Source organism: Agromyces sp. GQ35 (assembly GCF_059758475.1).
Genome location: NZ_JCAXEO010000002.1, coordinates 23059 through 43952, shown reverse-complemented (window position 1 = coordinate 43952; position 20894 = coordinate 23059). Strand labels below are relative to the sequence as shown.

Annotated in this window: 23 protein-coding genes and 1 pseudogene; 12 read left to right on the top strand and 12 right to left on the bottom strand. The window is 69.6% G+C overall.

Annotated elements, in window-relative coordinates; genetic code table 11:
- Positions 1-11 precede the first annotated feature (11 nt).
- Positions 12-899 (top strand): cytochrome P450 family protein, encoded by an 888-nt coding sequence (locus AC6CH0_RS12150; RefSeq protein WP_498101215.1) that lies wholly within the window; start codon positions 12-14, stop codon positions 897-899.
- Entirely contained in the window at positions 883-1683 is an 801-nt protein-coding gene (locus tag AC6CH0_RS12145) for an isocitrate lyase/PEP mutase family protein (protein ID WP_498101213.1), read from the top strand. The genes AC6CH0_RS12150 and AC6CH0_RS12145 overlap by 17 nt, the downstream gene beginning before the upstream one ends.
- A gap of 1 nt (position 1684) precedes the next feature.
- Here the strand turns inward: AC6CH0_RS12145 and ligD are convergent, their stop codons facing one another.
- From ligD to AC6CH0_RS12125, 4 genes are all read right to left on the bottom strand, one after another.
- Positions 1685-2704, bottom strand: coding sequence for a non-homologous end-joining DNA ligase (gene ligD / locus AC6CH0_RS12140; RefSeq protein ID WP_498101211.1), 1020 nt, complete (start codon positions 2702-2704; stop codon positions 1685-1687).
- Between the two features lie 62 nt (positions 2705-2766).
- Positions 2767-3057 (bottom strand): DUF2277 domain-containing protein, encoded by a 291-nt coding sequence (locus tag AC6CH0_RS12135; protein ID WP_498101209.1) that lies wholly within the window; start codon positions 3055-3057, stop codon positions 2767-2769.
- A gap of 66 nt (positions 3058-3123) precedes the next feature.
- Positions 3124-3906 (bottom strand): lysophospholipid acyltransferase family protein, encoded by a 783-nt coding sequence (locus tag AC6CH0_RS12130; protein ID WP_498101207.1) that lies wholly within the window; start codon positions 3904-3906, stop codon positions 3124-3126.
- Between the two features lie 70 nt (positions 3907-3976).
- Entirely contained in the window at positions 3977-4483 is a 507-nt protein-coding gene (locus AC6CH0_RS12125) for a nitroreductase family deazaflavin-dependent oxidoreductase (RefSeq protein ID WP_498101205.1), read from the bottom strand.
- 146 nt (positions 4484-4629) lie between these two features.
- Between AC6CH0_RS12125 and AC6CH0_RS12120 the strand changes: the two genes are divergently transcribed.
- The gene (locus AC6CH0_RS12120) at positions 4630-4866 is read left to right on the top strand and encodes a hypothetical protein (protein ID WP_498101203.1); all 237 of its coding nucleotides are present in this window, start codon (positions 4630-4632) and stop codon (positions 4864-4866) included.
- A gap of 53 nt (positions 4867-4919) precedes the next feature.
- On the opposite strand, the gene AC6CH0_RS12115 is transcribed toward AC6CH0_RS12120, so the two are convergent.
- Positions 4920-5990 carry a YihY/virulence factor BrkB family protein gene (locus tag AC6CH0_RS12115; protein ID WP_498101201.1) on the bottom strand — a complete coding sequence of 357 codons (1071 nt, stop codon included), beginning with the start codon at positions 5988-5990 and terminating at the stop codon, positions 4920-4922.
- Positions 5991-6097: 107 nt separating this feature from the next.
- Positions 6098-6844, bottom strand: coding sequence for an aggregation-promoting factor C-terminal-like domain-containing protein (locus AC6CH0_RS12110; RefSeq protein WP_498101199.1), 747 nt, complete (start codon positions 6842-6844; stop codon positions 6098-6100).
- A 476-nt stretch (positions 6845-7320) separates the two neighbouring features.
- Between AC6CH0_RS12110 and msrB the strand changes: the two genes are divergently transcribed.
- On the top strand, positions 7321-7782 hold the full coding sequence (gene msrB / locus AC6CH0_RS12105) for a peptide-methionine (R)-S-oxide reductase MsrB (RefSeq protein WP_498101197.1): 462 nt from the start codon (positions 7321-7323) through the stop codon (positions 7780-7782).
- Entirely contained in the window at positions 7779-8300 is a 522-nt protein-coding gene (msrA, locus tag AC6CH0_RS12100; RefSeq protein ID WP_498101195.1) for a peptide-methionine (S)-S-oxide reductase MsrA, read from the top strand. Before msrB ends, msrA begins: the two co-directional genes overlap by 4 nt.
- A 59-nt stretch (positions 8301-8359) precedes the next feature.
- On the opposite strand, the gene AC6CH0_RS12095 is transcribed toward msrA, so the two are convergent.
- Both AC6CH0_RS12095 and AC6CH0_RS12090 read right to left on the bottom strand, forming a co-directional pair.
- On the bottom strand, positions 8360-8845 hold the full coding sequence (locus AC6CH0_RS12095) for an SRPBCC family protein (protein WP_498101193.1): 486 nt from the start codon (positions 8843-8845) through the stop codon (positions 8360-8362).
- 29 nt (positions 8846-8874) lie between these two features.
- On the bottom strand, positions 8875-10059 hold the full coding sequence (locus AC6CH0_RS12090) for a PucR family transcriptional regulator (protein ID WP_498101191.1): 1185 nt from the start codon (positions 10057-10059) through the stop codon (positions 8875-8877).
- A gap of 90 nt (positions 10060-10149) precedes the next feature.
- On the opposite strand from AC6CH0_RS12090, the pseudogene AC6CH0_RS12085 reads away from it, so the two are divergent.
- The 3 genes and pseudogenes from AC6CH0_RS12085 (at position 10150) to AC6CH0_RS12075 (ending at position 15563) form a co-directional block, all read left to right on the top strand.
- Positions 10150-11605: pseudogene (locus AC6CH0_RS12085) on the top strand (MFS transporter).
- Entirely contained in the window at positions 11602-14109 is a 2508-nt protein-coding gene (locus AC6CH0_RS12080; protein WP_498101189.1) for an alpha-L-rhamnosidase-related protein, read from the top strand. The pseudogene AC6CH0_RS12085 and the gene AC6CH0_RS12080 overlap by 4 nt, the downstream one beginning before the upstream one ends.
- Positions 14106-15563: a carboxylesterase/lipase family protein gene (locus AC6CH0_RS12075; RefSeq protein ID WP_498101187.1), complete on the top strand. Its 1458-nt coding sequence runs from the start codon at positions 14106-14108 to the stop codon at positions 15561-15563. Before AC6CH0_RS12080 ends, AC6CH0_RS12075 begins: the two co-directional genes overlap by 4 nt.
- A 99-nt stretch (positions 15564-15662) precedes the next feature.
- Here the strand turns inward: AC6CH0_RS12075 and soxR are convergent, their stop codons facing one another.
- Positions 15663-16166 carry a redox-sensitive transcriptional activator SoxR gene (gene soxR / locus AC6CH0_RS12070; RefSeq protein ID WP_498101185.1) on the bottom strand — a complete coding sequence of 168 codons (504 nt, stop codon included), beginning with the start codon at positions 16164-16166 and terminating at the stop codon, positions 15663-15665.
- A gap of 81 nt (positions 16167-16247) precedes the next feature.
- On the opposite strand from soxR, the gene fdxA reads away from it, so the two are divergent.
- The 4 genes from fdxA to AC6CH0_RS12050 all read left to right on the top strand — a co-directional run bounded on the left by fdxA (position 16248) and on the right by AC6CH0_RS12050 (position 18652).
- Positions 16248-16595: a ferredoxin gene (fdxA, locus tag AC6CH0_RS12065; protein ID WP_498101183.1), complete on the top strand. Its 348-nt coding sequence runs from the start codon at positions 16248-16250 to the stop codon at positions 16593-16595.
- Positions 16592-17113: a flavin reductase family protein gene (locus AC6CH0_RS12060; protein WP_498101181.1), complete on the top strand. Its 522-nt coding sequence runs from the start codon at positions 16592-16594 to the stop codon at positions 17111-17113. The genes fdxA and AC6CH0_RS12060 overlap by 4 nt, the downstream gene beginning before the upstream one ends.
- A 67-nt stretch (positions 17114-17180) precedes the next feature.
- Positions 17181-17813 (top strand): superoxide dismutase, encoded by a 633-nt coding sequence (locus tag AC6CH0_RS12055; protein ID WP_498101179.1) that lies wholly within the window; start codon positions 17181-17183, stop codon positions 17811-17813.
- A gap of 239 nt (positions 17814-18052) precedes the next feature.
- A complete protein-coding gene (locus tag AC6CH0_RS12050) occupies positions 18053-18652 on the top strand; it encodes a dihydrofolate reductase family protein (RefSeq protein WP_498101177.1) in 600 nt (199 codons plus the stop codon).
- A gap of 7 nt (positions 18653-18659) precedes the next feature.
- Here the strand turns inward: AC6CH0_RS12050 and AC6CH0_RS12045 are convergent, their stop codons facing one another.
- Genes AC6CH0_RS12045 through AC6CH0_RS12035 form a run of 3 tightly spaced genes read right to left on the bottom strand, consistent with a single transcriptional unit; the run spans position 18660 to position 20828 of the window.
- The gene (locus AC6CH0_RS12045) at positions 18660-19310 is read right to left on the bottom strand and encodes a uracil-DNA glycosylase family protein (RefSeq protein ID WP_498101175.1); all 651 of its coding nucleotides are present in this window, start codon (positions 19308-19310) and stop codon (positions 18660-18662) included.
- A complete protein-coding gene (locus AC6CH0_RS12040) occupies positions 19303-20253 on the bottom strand; it encodes a GlxA family transcriptional regulator (RefSeq protein ID WP_498101173.1) in 951 nt (316 codons plus the stop codon). The genes AC6CH0_RS12045 and AC6CH0_RS12040 overlap by 8 nt, the downstream gene beginning before the upstream one ends.
- The gene (locus AC6CH0_RS12035) at positions 20250-20828 is read right to left on the bottom strand and encodes a cysteine hydrolase family protein (protein ID WP_498101171.1); all 579 of its coding nucleotides are present in this window, start codon (positions 20826-20828) and stop codon (positions 20250-20252) included. Before AC6CH0_RS12035 ends, AC6CH0_RS12040 begins: the two co-directional genes overlap by 4 nt.
- Positions 20829-20894: the final 66 nt, after the last annotated feature.

Genomic DNA, 20894 nt, shown 5'->3' with positions numbered 1-20894 from the left:
AGCGTCGAGTCATGACCGAAATCGTCGACCGCGCGGACGTCGTGCGCATCCTGACCGACCCGACCGCACTGGTGCCCGAGCCCGAGCCCGAGCCGGAGGCCGGAGGCGACTCCCCCGTCGGCAGATTCCGGGCCGCGGTATCGCGGTTCGCGAACGGGCCTGAGCACCACGCACGCCGGGCGACGCTGCAGGCGATGGTCGATGATCTCGACCCCGCACAGCTGGCCCGATCCGCGGCCGAGCGAACCGCCGCCGAGCTGACCGGGGCCCGCGCAACCAGCGTGGAGGCGGTCGGTGCACGAGCGGCCGTCGTCGTCACCTGCGCCCGGCACGTTCCCGTTGCCACGCTCGCCGAGGCACTCGGGTTCCCCGACCCCGACGCGCTGCCACCGCTCGTCGCAGCGTTGGCCGCCGTGTATCAGACCGGGGCGGAGAGCACCGATGCGGATGCCGCAGTGAGCGTGCTGCTCGAAGCGGCCGTTGGTCATGACGAGACGGCGCGAGCGCTGCGTGTGCAACTGCTCGTGCAGGCGTTCGCGGCGACATTCGAGCTCATCGTCAGGGCACTCGCGCTCGCGGACCGGGTCGGGCACGCGCACTCGACGCACCAGCTGCTCGACACCGTGCTGCGCGATGAGCCACCAGTGCCGGTGACCCGCCGAGTCCTCACGCGGGCAGCACGGATCGACGATGCACTCGAGGCCCGCGAACTCGTCGCGTTGCGGCTCGACGGGCCGGACCGCGATGCCCGGGCCGGCCTCCCATCCCGGATCCTCGCGTTCGGTGCAGGTCCTCGGTCCTGCCCGGCACCCCATCACGCTCTCGCGCTGGCCGCCGCGATCGTCGACACCGTCCGCGCCGACACCGAGGAGGCCACGAGCGATGCTCACGCCGAATGAGTTCCGTGCCATGCACCGGCCGGGCCGCCCCTTCCTGCTGCCGAACGCGTGGGATCTCGCGTCGGCCCGCTGGCTGCAGGCCGCGGGCAGTCCGGCCATCGGCACCACGAGTCTCGGCATCGCCGTCGTCGCCGGCAAGCGCGACGGTGCCGGCGACATCGCGGTCGAGTCGCTCACCCTCGCGAGGGCTGCCGCCCGCCACGGCATCGCGCTCTCCGTCGACCTGGAGGCGGGCTGCTCCGACGATCCCGGCGAGGTGGGGCGCCTCGCAGCCGAGCTCGCGGCGCTCGGCTGCGTCGGCGTGAACATCGAGGACTCCGACGGCAACGGCGATCTCATCGACCCCGACGTCGCGGCGGCGAAGGTCGCGGCGATCGCCGCTGCAGCGCCGCACCTCTTCGTGAACGCGCGCGCCGACTCCTTCTGGGTCGAGGCCGGGGGCGACCCCGACGAGCGACGCGTGGATGCGGTGCGTCGAGCTCGCAGCTACCTGGCGGCAGGGGCATCCGGAATCTTCGTGCCCGGCGTCATGAGTGCCGCGAACATCAACCGGCTCGCGACCGAGATCGCGGCGCCGCTCAACGTGCTCGCACAACCCGATCTCGATCTCCAGCGGCTCGCCGAACTCGGCGTGGCCCGGGTGAGCACCGGGTCCCTGCTCTTCCGGGCCGCGCTCGGTGCGGCGACCGCGACGCTCGCCTCGCTCACCGGCTCGACGCCCGAGAGTGCCGCGCGCGTGCCGTCGTACGGTCAGCTGGCCGAACTGCCGCTCGCCCCGAACTGAGTCAGGGCTGCTGCCGCGCCCGGCTCGGCTGTACGCGCGGCGGCTCACCCGGCATCTTCGGAAAGTCGGGCGGGAACGGCAGTTCGCCGAGGCCGTCGTCGAGATCGCGCTGCCACCACTCGAGCAACGTGTCGATGCGACCGGGAGAGTCCTGCATGCCCCGCCACGGATCGCCCAGGCGCTGCAGTCGATCGGGAATCGTGCGCACCGTGTGCTGCGACGGATCCGTGGATTCGAGCTCGTCCCACTCGAGCGGGCACGACACCGAAGCCTGCGGGAGCGGGCGCGGACAATAGGCACCGGCCATCGTGCGATCGCGATTCGCCTGGTTGAAGTCGATGAAGATGCGGTCGCCGCGTTCTTCCTTCCACCAGTTCATCGTCACCTGCTCGGGCATCCGGCGCTCGAGCTCGCGACCGAGGGCGATGACCGCATGCCGCACGTCGAGGAACTCGTGCTCCGCTTCGATCGGCGCGAAGACATGGATGCCTCGGCTCCCGGAGCTCTTCACGTACGCGGTGAGCCCGAGCTCTCCGAGCAGGTCCCTGAGCGCGAGTGCCGCAGGCACCGCTTCGGAGAACCCGGTGCCCGGCTGGGGATCGAGGTCGATGCGCAACTGGTCGGGGTAGTCCGGACGCTCCGCGCGAGACGCCCAGGGATGGAAGACGATCGTGTTCATCTGGGCCGCCCACACCGCTGCGGCCGGCTCGTCGATCACGAGTTGCGGATGGCTGCGGCCGCTCGGATACGTCACCGGCACCGAACGCACCCACTCGGGCGCGCCCTTCGGCGGGTTCTTCGAGAAGAACTGCTCGCCATCGGCGCCGCCGGGAAATCGCTGCAGGGACACGGGACGATCGCCGTTCGCCTCGACGAACGGCGCACCCACCGCGACGAAGTACTCGGCGAGCTCGAGCTTGGTGATGCCGGCTTCTGGCCAGAGCACGCGGCTTGGACTCGAGATGCGCACATCGCGATCGCCGTGCGGACCGGGAACGGTGAGGATGACAGCGTCGGCCATGCTGCCGACGCTACTCCCCCTCGAGACGCCCTGCTCGACCGCCTCGCGGATTCAGTGCGGGTTCACGCGGTCTGCGCGGTCGCCTGGGTGGCGTACCGGCGTGCCGCCCGCTCCCTGGCCTTGGCGGCCTCGATCTCGCGGTTCTTCGGCGGTGCGCTGCTGACGAGATCATCGAGCAGATGCCGCGTGATGTGCGCGATCTCGGCCACTGCGCGATCGAATGCCTCGGCGTTCGCCTTGGATGGTTTCGTCGACCCGCTCACCTTGCGCACGAATTGCAGCGCGGCCGCGTGCACCTCGTCGTCGGTCGTCGCGGGCTCGAAATTGTGGAGGGTATGGATGTTCCTGCACATGCCTCGAGCCTAACCCGCGGAGTCGAGGATGTCTCGGGGCGGTGGGAAACGGACGGTTCACACGCCTCAGCGCGTGTCGCTCGCCTCGCGACGCGCAGCACGAGCCGCGTCACGGGCTGCATCCGCGGCGGCCGCCTCCGCCGGGGTCGGCGCAGTGCCGCCGAGCGCACGTGGCTGCCACCATGCGCCGGTGCCGTCGACGGGGTATTCGGCCTGCAGCCGGTCGACCAGGCCCTGCATCGTCGACCGCAGTCGTTCCGTCACCGTATGCGGATCCTCATCGGGCGCAACCGCGATCGGCGCCCCGAACGCGAAGCACACGGGGACGCCGAATCGCTCGAAGAACTTCACCTTGTGCCCCTTGGTGAACAGCCGGTGGCCGCCCCACACCGCAACAGGAATGATCGGCACCCCGGCTTCGGCGGCGAGGCGCGCCGCCCCCGTCTTGAGTTCACGCACCGTGAAGGAGGCGCTGACGCCCGCCTCGGGGAACACACCGAGCAGTTCGCCGTGACGCAGTGCGGTGACGGCGTTCGCATAGGCAGCCGCACCGGCCTTCATGTCGACCGAGATGTGCTTCATGCCACGGAGCAGCCAGCCGACGACCGGGGTGTCGAAGGCGCCCTGCTTCGCCATGAACCGGATGCGTCGGCGGTTCGCGAGCCAGGTCGCCCACTCCACGAGCGCGAACTCGAAATAGCCGAAATGCGTCATCGCGAGCACCGCGCCGCCCGTCGCCGGAACGTGCTCGACGCCCGAGACGTGGCGCTTCAGTCGCCAGAACCCGAAGAGACCGCGCCCGGCTGCGATCGCCGTGCTGTAGATCGGTTCACTGGGGCGTCGCGTCATCCGACCAGCGTAGGCCGCGGGGCTGGGTGAGGCCTGTGGCGCCGCACGGATCGCTTCGTGTCGGGGTTCGTCACATCGACGCACGGTGCGAGTCGCCGACCGGACGCAGACGGAAGAGCCGGACGATGCGGCCGGATTCGCGTTCGTAGGCGCGGTAGCCGGGCCACTGCGCTTCGATGCGCGCCCACGCGGCCTCGCGCTCGTCACCGGAGATCAGGCTCGCACGCACCGGCATCCGTCTGCCGCGCACCGTGATGACGGCGTCGGGGTGCGCGAGGAGGTTGTACGTCCATCCCGGATGCCGATCGCGCGCGAAGCTCGTGCCGGCGACGATCGCTCGCCCCTGACCGTCAGGGGTGTACATGAGGGCGCTGTCACGCGGCTCGCCGGACTTCGCACCGGTGGTGTGCAGCACGAGGGACGGCACGAGCAGCGCGCTGAGCTGCACGCGGCCACCCGAGAGTCGTGCGACCACACGCTCGACCGGCGGCAGTACTCTCGGCCCAGCCCACCGGAACAGGCGAGTGCGTGTCAGGGGCGAGACGACGGAACGAACGAACTGCAGCACGGTCGACATCTGCCCATTGTGGCGTGCCGGCGATTCTCGTGCCGATATCTCGCTCCACGGGGCACGTCAATCCCCTTCTCCGCGAGTCGGCTCGCGCCTAACGTGGGCGGTACCCGCCGCGACCTGCCGGCGAGCATCTGTTGATCGGAGGGAACATGTCCGACCCGATTGTTCCGGGCAACCCCGTCGGTGGCGAGTACACCGACTCTGAGCTTCCGTTGAGCGCCGAACTGCCGAAAGATGAACTCGACGAGGTCGAGGAGGATCTCGATGCCGAGACCGACCCGATCGACCGCAGCCACCACGTCGACATCGACACGGTCGAGATGGACGTCGACGACATCGAACTCGGCCCCGACAGCGTGATCCGGCCGAACCGGGAAGCACCGTGACGGCGAGCTGAGCAGGCTCCCCCGGCTGTAACCGGACGACGCCGTCGTCAGCGTCACCCGCCCGAGCGCTCGAGCCGCACCGCCTCGCGTGCATCGGCGAGTTCCGCCGAGGCATCCGCCGCCCGGCGCTCGGCATGCTGCATTCGCCGGATCGCGACCGTCGGCGCACCGTGGCGGGCGTGCACGCGGTCCTGCTCCTCATCGATACCGGTGACGATGTAGGACGCGGCGATGAGGATGACCTGACTCGACAGGTTCAGCCAGATGAGCAGGGCGATCAGCGAGCCGAACGAGGCCAGCAGCGGGTTGGTCGAGGCTCCGCCCACGAAAAGACTCGAGAGCACCTGCAGCACCGTCAGGCCCGCGCCGCCGATCACCGCCCCACTCCACAGCGAGCGGGCGCTCGGGCGCATGCCAGAGAGCAGTCGGAACATCACGGCGATCACGAGCGTGTCGATCGCGAAGATGACCACGATCGAGACGGATCTCGTGCTGGCGTCGACCAGCCAGTCGTGCGACGAGATGCCGAACCAGTCGAACACGGTACCGAGCGCGGTGGTGCTGAAGAGCGTCACGGCGGCCGCGGCGACGAGCATCGCACCGAAGCCGATGGCCAGCAGCAGGTCGCGCAGGAGCAACCAGAGGAAGAACGATCGGTCGTCGGGCTGGTCGCCGATCGAGCGAAATGCCACGCGCAGCGATCCGATCGCTCCGATCGCCGCCCCGACCAGCGCGACGAGGGCGATGACCCCGGCGATGGTGAGGCTCACCGGCTGCACGATGTCCTCGGGCGCGATGAGCCCGTCATCACCGACGAGCCCGGGAATCGCTGCACCCACTGTTTCGATGAGCGCGTCGAGCGCGTTGGGATTGCCGGAAAGCCAGACGCCGGCGACGGCGAAGCCGAGGAACACGCCCGCGAAGACCGAGAACAGCACGCGGTAGGTGACACTGTCGGCGAGCATCGCGCCGTGGTGCTCCTGGTACAGCAGGAACGCCCGCACGGGCTTGCGAACCAGGAGCCAGGCCGTCGCCCGTTTGACGAAGCCGGTGAAGCCGCCATTGGCCGGCTTGTCGGCGGGCTCCTTCGTGCTTGCGCGATCCGCCGCGTGCTCGGTGTTCATCACGACAGGCTATCGACGAGCGAACGCCTCACGCAGGCGGTTGACAGACGAACGGCGGCGTCTCGGGCTTCTGCCCGACGACACCGCCGCTCGTCATTCGGCTGGGATCAGTACCAGCCGACGGACTCCGAGTGGTCCCACGCACCGCACGGCGAGCCGTAGCGTCCCGCGATGTAGCCGAGCCCCCAGGTGATCTGGGTCGCGGCGTTGGTCTGCCAGTCGGCGCCTGCGCTGCCCATCTTGCTCCCGGGCAGGGCCTGCGGAATGCCGTACGCACCGCTCGAGGAGTTCGAGGCGTAGACGTTCCAACCCGATTCGCGGTCCCAGAGGGACACGAGGCAACCGAACTGGTCGTCGCCCCAGCCATAGGAGGCCATGAGATCGCGGGCGATGGCTTGGGCGCCGCTGGGGTTCGCCGGCCCGGTCGGGCGCGACCCCGTCGACGGCGCGGCGGACGCCTCGGCAGCCTCCGCAGCAGCGGCAGCAGCTGCGGCAGCGGCAGCGGCTGCCGCTGCCTGCTCGGCTGCGACGCGGTCGACTTCGGCGACGGCCGCCTGCACGGGGGCGACGTGCGCCTCGGTGCGGTCGGCGAGTTCGAAGACCCGTTCCGGCGCGAGCAGTCGATAGTTGCCGAGTGCGGCGACCGAGCTCGCCAGCTCGGTGGCATCGGCCTTCCCCTGCGCGGCGACGAGTGTGTCCTGCGCAGCGGAGATCGTGTCGTTCGCCTCTTTGACTGCTCGGGCCTCGAGGATGCCGGCGTGCGAACCGAGCTGCTCGATGTCGGGGTTCACAGCGGCCGTCAGGGCCTCCGTCGCCGCGATGCTCTCGTTCTGCGCGGCAACGGCGGACTGCACTGCGAATCCGGTGCCGACCATGGCGCCGACGACGGCGACCGCTCCGGCGGCGAGGATGGGAGCGCTCCTCCAGAGGGGGCGGTTTCGACGTGGCCGTCGGCGAAGGGCTTCGGCTTCGCGACGTTCGGGCGTAGGGGTTTCAAGTGATGAAGGCTGGTTCTGCATGACTTTCACGAGGCGGATCACCACGGCGCTCGGCGCTGGGCATTCCTTGATCGACGATCCACGAGCGGGGGCGCCCGGGCGAAGGGGCCAGTCTGCCGAGAGGTTCTGGACAGAACCTCAGGTTTTCCTGTGAAAGTCATCCAAATGCGCCTCGTCGCCGGTCCCGCTCGCGGCGGGTTCGATGCGCGAATGCCGCGACATCCGTTCACAGTGAACCCACAGCTGGGCGGCCGCAATGCCGGAACAGAGTCGGCACCTTCGTCGTTTTCCTTGATGACGCCGCAGCCAGTGGCGCCGATGAAGGAGGAACCGTGTCATCCGAGTACCGCAAGACTCCAGAGGCCCTCGCGAGCCTCACCCCGCAGCAGTACAAGGTCACGCAGGAGGACGGCACCGAGCCCGCCTTCCGCAACGAGTACTGGAACAACCACGATCCCGGCATCTACGTCGACGTCGTCTCGGGGCAACCGCTCTTCTCCTCGACCGAGAAGTACGACAGCCGATCGGGCTGGCCGAGTTTCACGAAGCCGATCGAGCCCGATGCCGTGACCGAGAAGACCGACCGCTCGCTCTTCATGAAGCGCGTGGAGGTGCGCTCGGCCGGCGCCGACAGCCACCTCGGGCACGTCTTCGACGACGGGCCATCGGATGCCGGTGGCCTTCGATACTGCATGAACTCCGCTGCCCTGCGTTTCGTCCCGCTCGCCGAGCTGGACGAGGCGGGCTACGGTCGATACCGCGCACTGTTCGAGAACCAGGAGAACGCACGATGAGCACACGAACCGAGACCGCGATCCTCGCCGGCGGCTGTTTCTGGGGCATGGAAGACCTCATCCGCAAGCGCCCCGGCGTGCTGAGCACTCGAGTCGGGTACACCGGCGGCGACGTGCCGAACGCGACCTACCGCAACCACGGCACCCATGCCGAGGCCATCGAGATCGTGTTCGACCCAGAGACGGAGTCGTTCCGCGACCTGCTCGAGTTCTTCTTCCAGATCCACGACCCGTCGACCAAGAACCGTCAGGGCAACGACATCGGCACGAGCTATCGCTCGGCGATCTTCCCGACGAGCGACGAGCAGGAGGTCACCGCATACGAGACCATCGCCGACGTCGACGCATCCGGTCTCTGGCCGGGCCCGGCGACGACCGAGGTCTCCCCCGCCGGTCCGTTCTGGGAGGCCGAGCCCGAGCACCAGGACTACCTGGAGAAGTACCCGAACGGCTACACCTGCCACTTCGTGCGGCCGGGCTGGAAGCTGCCGAAGCGAGACACCGCGACGACGGCGTGATCCACCGGTGATCGAGGAGCGGCCGTCCCGGCAGTACGCCGGGGCGGCCGCTTCGTCGTTCAGACGGTGTCGAGGAGACGCCGCGCCTCCGCCACCACGACGGGGTCGAGGCAGCCTCGAGCGAAACCGGCGATGCGACGATCGATGTCGCGTCGGATCATGCGAACGCCGATCCATTCGGCGACGGCACGAATGATCGCCGGCCGGCACACGAAGTTGTACTTCCAACTGGCAAGCGTGCCGCTCTCGTGCGGTGAGAAGTGCCATCCGCCGCCGAGTCGCTCGAAGAACCACGGCGCGTCGAGCACCCGCATGCCGACGCTGGTGGGTGGGCGGTACGAGACGTACTCGCTCAGCAGGCGCGCCCCGCGCTTCGACACGGTGACGGTGCGCACGCCCTTGGCCGCCCGCTCGGCGCCATCGAGGAAATACTGCTCGCGGATGAAGGTGTCCCAGCGCAACCGCACCGCCCCGGTGGTCTGCGAGACCGCGAACGCGAGAGCGGGGTCGATGGGCACGATCACGGTGGCCTGGACGACGGGCATGCGCTCAGCCTACGCAGGCCGCCGGCCCATCAACCGGTTCGGGCGGCGATCATCGTCAGCGCTGCCACGAGCAGTTCCCGATCCCGGACGTCGGCGACGCTTCTTCCCGTGAACGCCTGAATCCGGCCCAGCCGGTAGTCGACGGTGTTCGGGTGGATGTGCAGCGCCGCGGCCGTCGCCCTCCGGTCGAATCCCGAGTCCACGTATCGGGCGAGCGTCTCGAGCAGTTGCGGCGGCAACGACTCGGCGAGCGCGATGATCCGCTCGCTCGCAGCGCTCGATCGCGTGACGTGGAACTCGAACAGCACGTCGTCGAGACCGTAGGCACCCGGCGCTCGGCCGAGTCGCCGCACGAGCTCGCACACCTCTTCGGCGATCGACATCCGAGTGCCGGCCTCCCGCGGCGACGCCGTCGCCCACCCGCACCAGACGGGCCCTTCGGCCGCTTCCGCGAGTCGCAGCACGAGCCGCTCGACGTCGGCGGCGGTCACGTTCTCGCGGAGCGGAATGAGCGCTGCCCCGCCACGCGACCCGCCGACGCCGAGCGCCGGGCCGGAGCCGAACCCGTCCAACGCTCGGCGCATCCGGAATGTGCGCCGTCGCTCGGTCACCGCGCTCGGTTCGTCCGTCGCGTCGGCGACGACCGCGGTCTCGTAACTCAGGACGAGGAATCGCTCGGGCAACTCGATGCCGGCGCGTCGAGCCGCGGCATCGATGCCGTCGCCCACGAGCAGCGCCGAGTACAGCGCGAAGCGGGCGTCGCGTTCGTGCTCGCTCGTGCGGGCCGTCTCCTCGTGGAACCCGCGGGCGACGAGCACGCTGACATGGCCGAGATAGGCGAACATGACGCCGGCCACCTCGGCGAGGGCATCGAGATCGTCGCTCCCCCCGTGCGATGCCAATTGCTTCCACGCCTCGGCGAGCCCGAGATGGTAGGCGTCGATGAGTGCGTCGAGCGAAGAGCCTTCCGCCGTGCGGCGAGCCGCCGATGCGACGATCACGTCGTCGGCCGGGGTCGGCGCAACCCGGCCCGCACGAAGCGCGGCTGCGCAGGTACGCATGTTCTGCACGACGATCCAGTCGATGTCAGGGGCGATGGAATGACCGGCGTGCCCGTGATGTTCGGGATTCGTCGCAGCGAACGCCGCGATGACCGCTGCGACGACCGGCCCGTCGTCGGTGAGCCACTCGTCGGCCCGACGATCACCGACCATTGGGGCTTCATTGTGATGCATCACAAGATCGTTGCTCAGATTCCTGCGACTGTCCAGTATCGGAGCGAATGGCGATGGAACAACATGTGAATGGTGCCAATTCTCCCCACCCGAACGCCCACGAAAGGGTCAACGATGACCATCGACCAGGCTCCCCCGGTGGCGACCGCCCCTGCGCTCGCCGTCCCCCGCTTCGCCGAGAAGGTCGCCTACGCCGGCGGCAACTTCGGCAACATCATGCTGAGCACGATCATCGGCTCGTTCCTGCTGATCTACCTCACCGACATCGTGGGACTCGCCGCGGCCGCGGTGGGCGTGCTCTTCCTCGTCGCCCGTATCATCGACGGCCTCACCGATCCCGTGATGGGCTACGTGGTCGATCACCTTCCCGTGCTTCGCACCGGACGCTTCCGCGGCTACCTGCTTGTCGGCGGTGCGCTCGCGGTGCTGAGCTTCGTCGCACTCTTCCTCGCCCCGGTCTGGCTCCCGAGCGCGCTGCTCGTCACCTGGGTCGCGTACCTCATCTGGGGTCTCGCCTTCGACGCGATGGACATTCCGCTGAACTCGCTTCTCCCGGCCATGACCGCGAACGCTCGCGCGCGCGGCCAGCTGGCCGGCATCAAGGGGGTCACCTACCTCGTGGGCACGGCGGTCGTCACCGCCATCACCCTGCCGCTCGTGGGCCTGTTCGGCGGCGGCGCACCGGGCTGGCAGGCCACGATCCTCGTGATCGCCGTTGCTTCGCTCACCCTCACGGCGATCGCCTCGCGCGGCGTGCGGGAACGTGTGCGACCCGTCGCGGCCGAGCAGTACGCGCCCCGTGATATCCGTCGCATGTTCTTCAGCACTCGCGCAGTGCCGGTGCTGCTCGTGGCGAAGATCGCGACGTCGGCGGCGAGCGCGGCCATGATGGCGTGCCTGCCGTTCTTCTTCACCTACTACGCGGGTGACGCCGGCCTCGTGAGCCTTGCGGCGATCGCGATGGCCGCGCCGATGGCAGTCGGCAGCATGCTCGCCCCTGCGCTCTCGCGCACACGCGGCTTCAAGCCGATCTACCTCGCGAGCCTCGTCATCGCGATCATCGGACTCTCGGGCATCGCACTCCTGCCGGAGCTGCCGGGTGCCGCCTACCTCGTCTGCCTGGCGATCACCGGACTCGGGTTCGGTGGAGCGGTGACGCTGAACTACGCGATTCTCGCCGAGCTCACCGACTACACCGAGTGGCGCAGCGGCCACCGCGCCGAAGCCTCACTCGCCTCGCTCGCGTCATTCGCCTCGAAGGCCGGTCGGCATCGGCGGCGCACTCATCGCATTCGTGCTCGCCGCGAGCGGGTACGTCGCCGGCGGTGAGCAGACGGTAGACGCGCTGACCGGAATTCGCCTCGCGCAATCCCTCGTGCCGATCGCGCTCGTGGCGCTCGGCGGCCTCGTCTTCATCGCCTATCCCGTGACGAGACAGGTCGCCGCGACCGCGGTGGCCGAGCTGGCGGCGCGCCGGATCGCACCCGATTCCTCCCCCACCGACGACCCGAAGGATGATGCATGACCGCCGCGTTCTGGACGAGCACGATCGACGACCGCCCCCGTGACTGGTCGGCCGAATGGGTGTGGAGCGACCGGCCGGCGCTCGTCGCGCCCGACCCCGGTGCCCCCTTCGGCGGGCTCGACCCGAGCCGCTTCGACCAACGCGTGCTGTTCCGCGCGACCTTCTCGCTCGAAACGATGCCGACGACTGCCGAGCTCGTGCTCACGGCCGACTCCCGGTACATCGCCTGGGTGAATGGCCACGAGGTCGGCCGGGGGCCCGTGCGTCACGGTCGCCGGCAGCTCCACTACGACACGATCCCCGTGACGGCGCTGCTCGTACCCGGTGAGAACACCGTCGCGGTGCTCGCCCGGTTCTACGGGTACGCCGTGCCGTGGTGGGAGCCCTCGCCCGCGTCGTTCACCATGGGCGGCGGGTCTCTCGTCGCCGAACTCGTCGGCGACGGCGAGGTGCTCACCGCGACTGGGCCGGAATGGCGGGCTCGTGAGGCGCTCGGATGGACCCCGTGCACGCCCGTCGGCACACTCGTCTCGCAGATTCCCGAACAGTTCGATGCACGCACCGCCGACCACGGCTGGCAACTGCCCGGCTACGTCGACGCCGATTGGCCGGCCGCCGTGGTGCAGCGCGAGCATGCGGTGATCGGCCCGACCGGCCGAACCCGTCCGAACACCGACCCGTACGGCGCGGTCCTCGGGCGCCCGATCCCGCTTCTCAGCAGCGCTTCTCGAGAACCGGCCGGCATCGCCTGGCATCCGCTGCCCGCCGACGGCGGTGAGGCGACGGATGACACGGCGCTCGCCGACGCGCTCGCCGTCGTGTTGCACGGCGACGATCGCTCGGTGACGTCGACCCGCACCTCACCATCGGGCCGAGCGGTCGCCGTCATCGACTTCGGTGCGATCGTCAGCGGCGTCGTCGAGCTCTCGATCGAGGCCGTCGCGGGTGACGTCGTGCACGGCGCCCTGCTCGAGGCGCTCGCGCCGGCCGCCCTCGAGAGCTGTGCGCCCATCGCCCTGACGCTGCGTGACGGCCTGACCGAGTGGGCATCGTCGGACACCGCCGGCGGACGGTACCTCGTGCTCGCGGTCGACGCCGCGGAATCCGTGACCCTCCGCTCCGTCGCCGCGCGTGAACTCCGACGTCCGCGCACGGAGCTCGCCCCGTTCCGTTCCAGCGATCCCGAGCTCGACCGCATCGTCGCCGTCGGGTTGCGTACGGTCGACCTCACCTCGCATGACGCGTACGTCGACTGCCCCACGCGCGAGCAGCGCGCGTGGACCGGGGATGCCGTCGTGCACCAATCGGTCGACCTCGTCACCACCGCCGACTGGGGCCTCGCCGCGTGGAGCCCGCGACTCCTCGCCCGCGCACGGCCCGATGGGATTCTGCCGATGGCCGCCGCCGGCGACTTCGCGTCGAGCGAGGTGCCCACGATTCCCGACTGGTCGTTGCACTGGCTGCACTCGGTGCACACGCTCGCCCAGTACACCGGCGATCGCGAACTCGTGCGCTCCCTGCTCGGCACCGCTGAGGGCGTGCTGCGCTGGTTCACTCCGTTCCAGGCCGCAGACGGGCTCCTGCACAACGTGACCGGCTGGGTGCTCATCGATTGGTCGCCCGTGCAGGTCGCCGGATCGAGCGCCGCGCTCACGGCGCTCTGGGCGCGTGGCCTGCTCGAGTTCGCCGAACTCGGCCGCTGGCTCGGCGACACCGGCAGGGCCGACTGGGCGGAGGCCCTGCACGCGCGCGTCGCGGCAGGCTTCGACGGCTACTGGGACGAGGCACGGGGCGCGTACCGCGACAACGTCGTCGACGGTCGGCTCGGCACCTCGGTGAGCGAACACACGGCGGCCGCCGCGGTGCTTGCCGGCCTCGTTCCCGAGCAACGGATGTCGCGCGTGCGCGAATTGCTGCTCGACCGCGCCGTCATGTTCACGGCGAGCCCACTGAGCGATCACGGGAGCGATCAGCTCGGCCCGACCGCGGGGTCGCCGGTCTCCGAGCGCGCCGAGCCCGATTGGGACACCGAGACCCGCGTGGTCGGAGCCCAGCCGTTCTTCCGTTCGGTGGTGCACGACGCGATCGCCCGTCTGGGCGGGCAGGATGAGCTCGTGCGCCTCTATGCCGATTGGACTCCGCTGCTCGAGATCGGCCCGACCGCGCTCCGCGAATGCTGGGAGGGAGGCTCGTTCGCCCACGGCTGGTCTGCGACACCCACCCGTGACGTGCTGGTGCACACGCTCGGCATCGCTCCCGCCGAGCCGGGCTACGGCCGGGTGCGCGTCGCACCGAGGCTCGGTGAGCTGGCGTGGGCGTCGGGCGAGGTGCCCACCCCGCACGGCACCGTCGCCGTCGAGGTGCGCGGAGACGAGGCATCCATCGCCTCGCCGGTGCCGATCGAGTTCGTGCCGCGCGCCGGCCGACGCGTGACGTTGCCCGCCGGCAGTCATCGCCGCTCGGTGACCGACGGCGCCGCACTTCGAGCGGAGGTTCCGGCGTGAGCGCCATCGCCGCAGCACCCATCGTCGGGACGACGAGCGGACTGGTTCGTGGCGAGACGGTCGGCGACGTCACGCGCTTCCTCGGCGTGTCGTACGCGGCCGCACCCTTCGGCGAGCGCCGATTCCGGCTGCCGGAGCCCGTCGAGCCGTGGGCGGGCGTGCGCGAGGCGACCGCCTTCGGTGCGACGGCGCCGCAATCGGCGTACCCCGGAGCGCTCGGAGAGCTGCTGCCGACGGTGGTGATCCCCGGCGACGAGATCCTCAACGTGAACATCTGGGCACCGGCGAGCAGCGACGGTGCCCCGTATCCCGTCATGGTCTGGGTGCACGGCGGCTCGCTCCATCACGGGTCGAATGCGCTGCCCGCGTACGACGGGAGCGCTTTCGCCCGCGACGGCATCGTCTTCGTCGCGGTCAACTACCGTCTCGGCACTGAGGGGTTCTCGGTGCTCGACGGCGCACCCTTGAACCTCGGCCTCCACGATCAGCTCGCAGCACTCCGCTGGGTGCAACGTGAGATCGCAGCGTTCGGGGGCGACCCGGCGCAGGTGACCGTGTTCGGCCAATCCGCCGGCGGAGCGGCCGTCGCAGCCCTCGCGGTGTCGCCGGCAGCGCGCGAGGTGATGCGACGGGCGATCGTCATGAGCGGGCCGCTCGACGCACAGACTCCCGCTGATGCCGGCCGCATCACCGAGCGCATCGCTCGAACGATCGGCATCGCCGCGACCAGGGCTGAGTTCGCCGCGGTGCCGCCGGATCAGCTCGTGGCGGCTCAGGCGCGCGTCGTCGCGGGCGGGTCTCCGCTCGGCGGCGGTCCGTCATTCGCGATCGCGATCGACGGTGAACTCGTGCCCTCGTCTCCCCTGGAAGCCATCTCCGCAGGCGCGGCAGCGGCGATCCCGCTGATGGTCGGCACCACGACCGAGGAATACCGCCTCTGGCTCGTGCCGAGCGGGGCGATCGACAGGATCGGTCGCCTCCAGCTCGCGATCGGCCGGCGGGTGGCGAAGATCCCTGCGGCTGCGCTCCGCCGGTATCGGGCCAACCGCCCGGGTGCCTCGCACGGCGAGATCTTCGGCGCCATCCTCACCGACGTCAAGCTGCGCGCCCCCGAGAATCGGGCTGCCGACGCACGCGCCGCCGCCGGCGCCTCCACGCACGTCTACGAGTTCGGCTGGCGCAGCCCGGTCGCGAGGCTCGGCGCGGCACACGCGATCGAACTCGGCTTCGTGTTCGACGGGCTCGCGACGCCCGACTCGATCGCGCTCGCCGGGACATCCGCGCCGCAGCCGCTCGCGACCAGGATGCATGACGCGTGGGTGGCGTTCGCAAAGACGGGTGATCCCGGCTGGGCGCCGTGGAACGCGGCACGCCCGGTGCAGATGTTCGACGGGGTCGACGACCCCGTCGTGTTCGCGCCGCGTGACGACGAACTCCGAGCGCTCGGGCGGTGAAGGGACGGATGCCGCGCGGCCGACGCGACGCGGACAGCCGGGCTGTTGCGGAACACCCACCGCCCGAACGCGTGAGGTCGACCCGCGCCGGCGGGATCCTCAGGCTTCTGCCGGGTCGGTCTCGAGCCGGCGCGGGCCGGCACCGTCGTCGCCGAGCGCGTCGTCGGGGTTCAGCAGGCCGCAGGCCTTCATCGAGAGGCATCCGCAGCCGATGCATCCGGTGAGCTCGCGCTCGAGCCGCTCGATGCCGAGGCGCCGCTCTTCGAGACGACGCTTCCAGCGCCGCGAGGCGCGTTGCCAGTCTTCGTGGCTCGGGGTGGTGTCGAGCGGCACGTTCTCGAACGCCGACTGCACGTCTGAGAGCGGGATGCCGAGGCGCTTGGCGACGACGACGAGCGACACCCGGCGCAGCATGTGCCGTGGATAGCGCCGCTGATTTCCGCCGGTGCGGTGCGAGGCGATGAGGCCGAGGTCTTCGTAGAAGCGGAGCGCCGATGGTGCGACGCCGGTGCGCCGGCTCATCTCCCCGACGGTCAGCAACTCGTCGGGTGCGTGCCGTGTGCTCGCCAGTTGCTCCGAGTCCTGCGCGTCATGCTCCGACATCCGTACCCTCTCGTTTTGACTTCAAGGCTACTTGAGGTTTTACGGTAGAGCTATGCGAGTGATGAATCGGGTGACCGACCGGTGACGTACGTGATCGCCCTGCCGTGCGTCGACGTCAAAGACAAGGCGTGCATCGACGAGTGTCCGGTCGACTGCATCTACGAGGGTGAGCGTTCGCTCTACATCCACCCCGACGAGTGCGTCGACTGCGGCGCCTGCGAACCGGTCTGCCCGGTCGAGGCGATCTACTACGAAGACGACCTGCCCGACGTGTGGGCCGACTACTACAAGGCCAACGTCGAATTCTTCGAACTCTCCCACGCCGGAGGCCCGGCACTCGGCTCACCCGGCGGCGCCGCGAAATCGGGCGTGCTCGACTACGACCACCCCGTCATCGCGGTACTGCCACCGCAAGAGGTGCATTCGTGACGGATGCCGCAACGGCGCGCCACTCGGTGGCCACCGCCGACGGATTCAAAGCCGCCTTCCGCGAACACCCCGCCGGCATCGCGCTGATCACCGGCCGCACACCCGATGGCCCGGTCGGACTCACGGCATCGAGCGTCGCCTCGGTGGCCCTCGATCCACCGACCCTGTCGTTCTCGGTGACACGGGCGACCGGGTCGGCCGGTGCGCTGCTCGCCGCGGACACGATCCTCGTGCACTTCCTCGCCGCGCACCACGTCGACGTCGCACGCGCATTCGCGCACTCGGGAGCGCCGCGGTTCACGCCGGAACAGGGCTGGTCGATGCTCGAGAGCGGCGAGCCGGTGCTCGATGACGCTCGAGCCGCGTTGCGCTGCCGAATCCTGCAGACCGTCCCCGTCGGCAGCTCGTCACTCGTCGTCGCCGAGGTGATCGAGGTGTTCCTCGGTCCGTCGGCGCCATCCCTCGTCTACCGCGACCGGCGGTTCCATCGCTTCGACCACGACACCCCGGAGATCTGAAGCCGACTCGGCACCGACGCCGGTCGCTCGCAGCCGCGAGCGACCACATCGAAAGGAAGCACACCGCATGCCCGCCTACACCTTGCCAGAACTGCCGTACGACTACTCCGCGCTCGCGCCGCACATCTCGGCGACGATCATGGAACTGCACCACTCCAAGCATCACCAGGCCTACGTGACGGGTGCGAACACCGCGCTCGAGCAGCTCGCCGAGGCTCGCGCGAGCGGCGACCTCGCGAACGTCAACAAGCTGGAGAAGGACCTCGCCTTCAACCTGGGCGGCCACATCAACCACAGCGTCTTCTGGAAGAACCTCTCGCCAGACGGCGGCGGCTCCCCCGAGGGCGAGCTGGCTGCGGCGATCGTCGACGGCTTCGGCTCGCTCGACGCGTTCCGCGCCCACTTCACCGCGACCGCGCTCGGCGTGCAGGGCTCGGGGTGGGCGGTGCTCGCCTGGGACAGCGTGGGCGCCCGACCGGTGATCTTCCAGCTCTTCGACCAGCAGGGCAACGCGCCGCTCGGGGTGACGCCGCTGCTGCAGCTCGACGTATGGGAGCACGCCTACTACCTCGACTACCGGAACGTGCGCGCCGACTACGTGAAGGCGTTCTGGGAGATCGTGAACTGGGCTGATGTCGAGGCCCGCTTCACGGCCGCGCGCACCGCGACGAGCGGGCTCATCGTGCCGAGCGCCGACTGAGCGCGTATCCCCCACCCACTCCTCGCACGCTGAGGCGCCGGCGACGACCTCGCCGGCGCCTCTCGCACGCGCTGCTCGCGGTGCAAGTGCGACGTTTCGGGCTCATCGCCCTCGTCGCCCTCTCGGCGATCGGCACGCTCATCACGGCGGTGAACCAGTAGCGCGACCAGCGCGCCCGGGAACGTTCGCGATAGCGTGCCAACCGAGTGCAACGTGCAACTGCGTGAAGGAGGCAGATCATGGGCAAGGTATTCAGCGACCTCGCGGTCTCGGCCGACGGCTTCGCGGCGGGCCTGAACCAGCGCGAGGAGGCACCGTTCGGCGACATCGACGAGAACGCCCTCCACGGCTGGATGTTCGAAACGGCCGATGAGAATCGCGCCGAGGTCGACGCCATCCTCGATTCGGGGGCGACCATCATGGGTCGCAACATGTTCGGCCCGGTCCGCGGCGAGTGGGATCGCGATTGGCGCGGCTGGTGGGGCCCGAATCCGCCGTACCACGGGCCTGTCTTCGTGCTCACCCACTTCGCGCACGATCCCATCGAGATGGAGGGCGGCACGACGTTCCACTTCGTCACCGACGGCATCCACTCGGCCTTCGATCAAGCCCGCGCCGCGGCCGGCGATCGCAACATCTCGATCGCCGGCGGCGCCACGACCGTCAACCAGTACCTCGACGCGGGCCTCATCGACGAACTGCGCCTGCACGTGACTCCGTGCATCCTCGGCGCCGGTGAGCGCGTGTTCGACGGCGTGCCTGCACAGGCCCTCGAGCGAGTCTCAGTGCGTGCCGCGTCACGCGTGACGCACATCACCTACCGGCCGGTACGGTCGTAGCCCCGCTTCACTCGCTGCGAATGTCGCCGTGGCGATGTGGCGTGGGCGGCAGCGGCTCGGCCGGTGTAGCGGTCGGCGCGACGGCGGCGGCGGCGAGCCCGCGCAGCTCCGGCACGACCTCGGCCTCGAACCAGGGGTTCGCGGCCAGCCATCTCGCGTTGAGTCCTGAGGGATGCACGATCGGGAAGATCTCCGGCAGGTAGTCGCGGTACGCCCGCACGGTCTCGGTGAGGGTCGAGCGTCGACGGTCGCCCAGGTAGTACCGCTGCGCGAAGGCGCCCACGAGGATCGTCAGTCGCACGTCGGCGAGCACCTCGAAGACGAGCGGATGCCACCGCGGCGCGAACGCCGGTCTCGGAGGTGCGTCTCCCGATGCTCCTTTGCCGGGAAAGTAGAAGTCCATGGGAATGATGGCGAACGTTGCCGGATCATGGAACTCATCACGGGTCACGCCGAGCCATCGCACCAATCGGTCGCCACTCGCGTCGTCGAACGGCGTGCCGGACTCCTGCGCACGACGACCCGGCGCCTGACCGATGATCGCAATGCGCGACGTCGAGGACCCGGAGAAGATCGGGCTCCAGCCCAGCTCGGTCATCGCGGCGTTCTCGGGGTCGGCCATGATCTGTGCACGAAGCGCACCGAACTCGTCAGTCACCGACGCTGCCGATCCGTCGCCGGTGATCCGTCGCGTGTCGCGGCGCCTGACGGATTCGGCGCAGCATTCGCGCGTCGTCGAACCCGACCTCGCGTGCCGCGGTTTCCACAGTGGCGCCGTGAGCGATGAGGTGCTCGGCGTGTTCCCGGCGCAGGGCCTGCTGGTACCGCAACGGGGTCAGCCCAGTCGCCGCGGTGAAAGCGCGAGTGAGCGTTCGCGGGCTCGCACATGCAACCTCGGCAAGCCCCGCAAGCGGAAGCGACTGGTCGAATCGCTCGTCGATGACGTCTTGCACGCGATGCACGAGCTCGTCGACGTGGGAGCGGTGCCGAAGCAGGGCACTGAGCTGCGCAGCGTCACCGTTCCGTCGCGCGAAGACGACCATGTCCCGAGCCACCCGCGCTGCGACGCTCGGGCCGTCGCGTACCGCCACGATGTGCAACGCGAGGTCGATGCCGCTGGCGATTCCCGCTGACGTCATGACGCGATCGTCTTCGGTGAACAGCACATCGGGCACGACGCGAGCACTCGGGTACCGCTGCGCCAGCTCAGCCTGGATGTGATGGTGCGTCGTGCATCGACGACCGTCGAGGAGTCCCGCTCGCCCGAGTGCGAGCGCCCCCGAGCAGACGCTGACGACCGTGCCTCCTGCTGCATGGTGGGCACGAAGTCGCTGCAAGCTGGTCTCGTGGACGGGACCGGATCCCTCCTGCAGCGGGGAGCTCCACCCCGGCACCACGATGAGGTCGTTCGTGCCCAGCACCGGCCATTCGAGTGATGCTTCCAACGGCAGCCCTTGCGCCGACGGAATCGTGCGGTGCTCCGCGACGTACCGCAGCTCGTAGCCGGTGCCGGGCCCGGCCGCCGTCGAGAACACCTGCGCCGGACCGGCGAGGTCGAGCAGGATCGCGCCCGGCGAGAGCAGGAAGACGACCTGTGTCACGCGGCCGCCGGTTCGCCCGCTCGTTGCGCCGTCGTCACGATCGTCGCGAAGCCCCGCGCCGCGAGCACGCTCTCGGTGCGGCGCATGAGCTGCTCGCCCGAGACCGCGGCGTAGCTCGCCCCCGCTTCGATGCCGGAGGTCGTGGTCGCGTCCGTGACGAACTCGACCTCGAATCCGAGGTCGCTCGCCACGCGGGCGGTCGTCTCGCAGCACTGGTCGGTGCGGATGCCGCAGATGACCACCCGGCGGATGCCCCGCTGCATCAGCTGCTGCTGCAGGTTGGTCGTGGTGAACGCGTTGATCGACGTTTTCGTCACCTGGGGCTCGCCGTCGGCGGGCTCGAGTTCCGACACGACTCGCACGAGCCCGAGCGCCGGGTCGAACGCGCTGCCCGTGCCCGGGTCGGCGTGTGTCACCCACACGATCAGGTCACCGGCGGCGCGCGAGTGATCGACGAGTTGCGCGATGTTGGCGAGCACTCGTGGATTGGCCGTCGCGTTCCAGTCATCCGTTCGCTGGCGGAACGACTCCTGTGCATCGATGACGAGGAGGGCGGTGTCGGATGGGAGTGTCATTCAGCCATCTTCGCTGCACGTTCCGCCGGTCGGCAAGGCATCATGCCGCCAACAACCGGAACGATC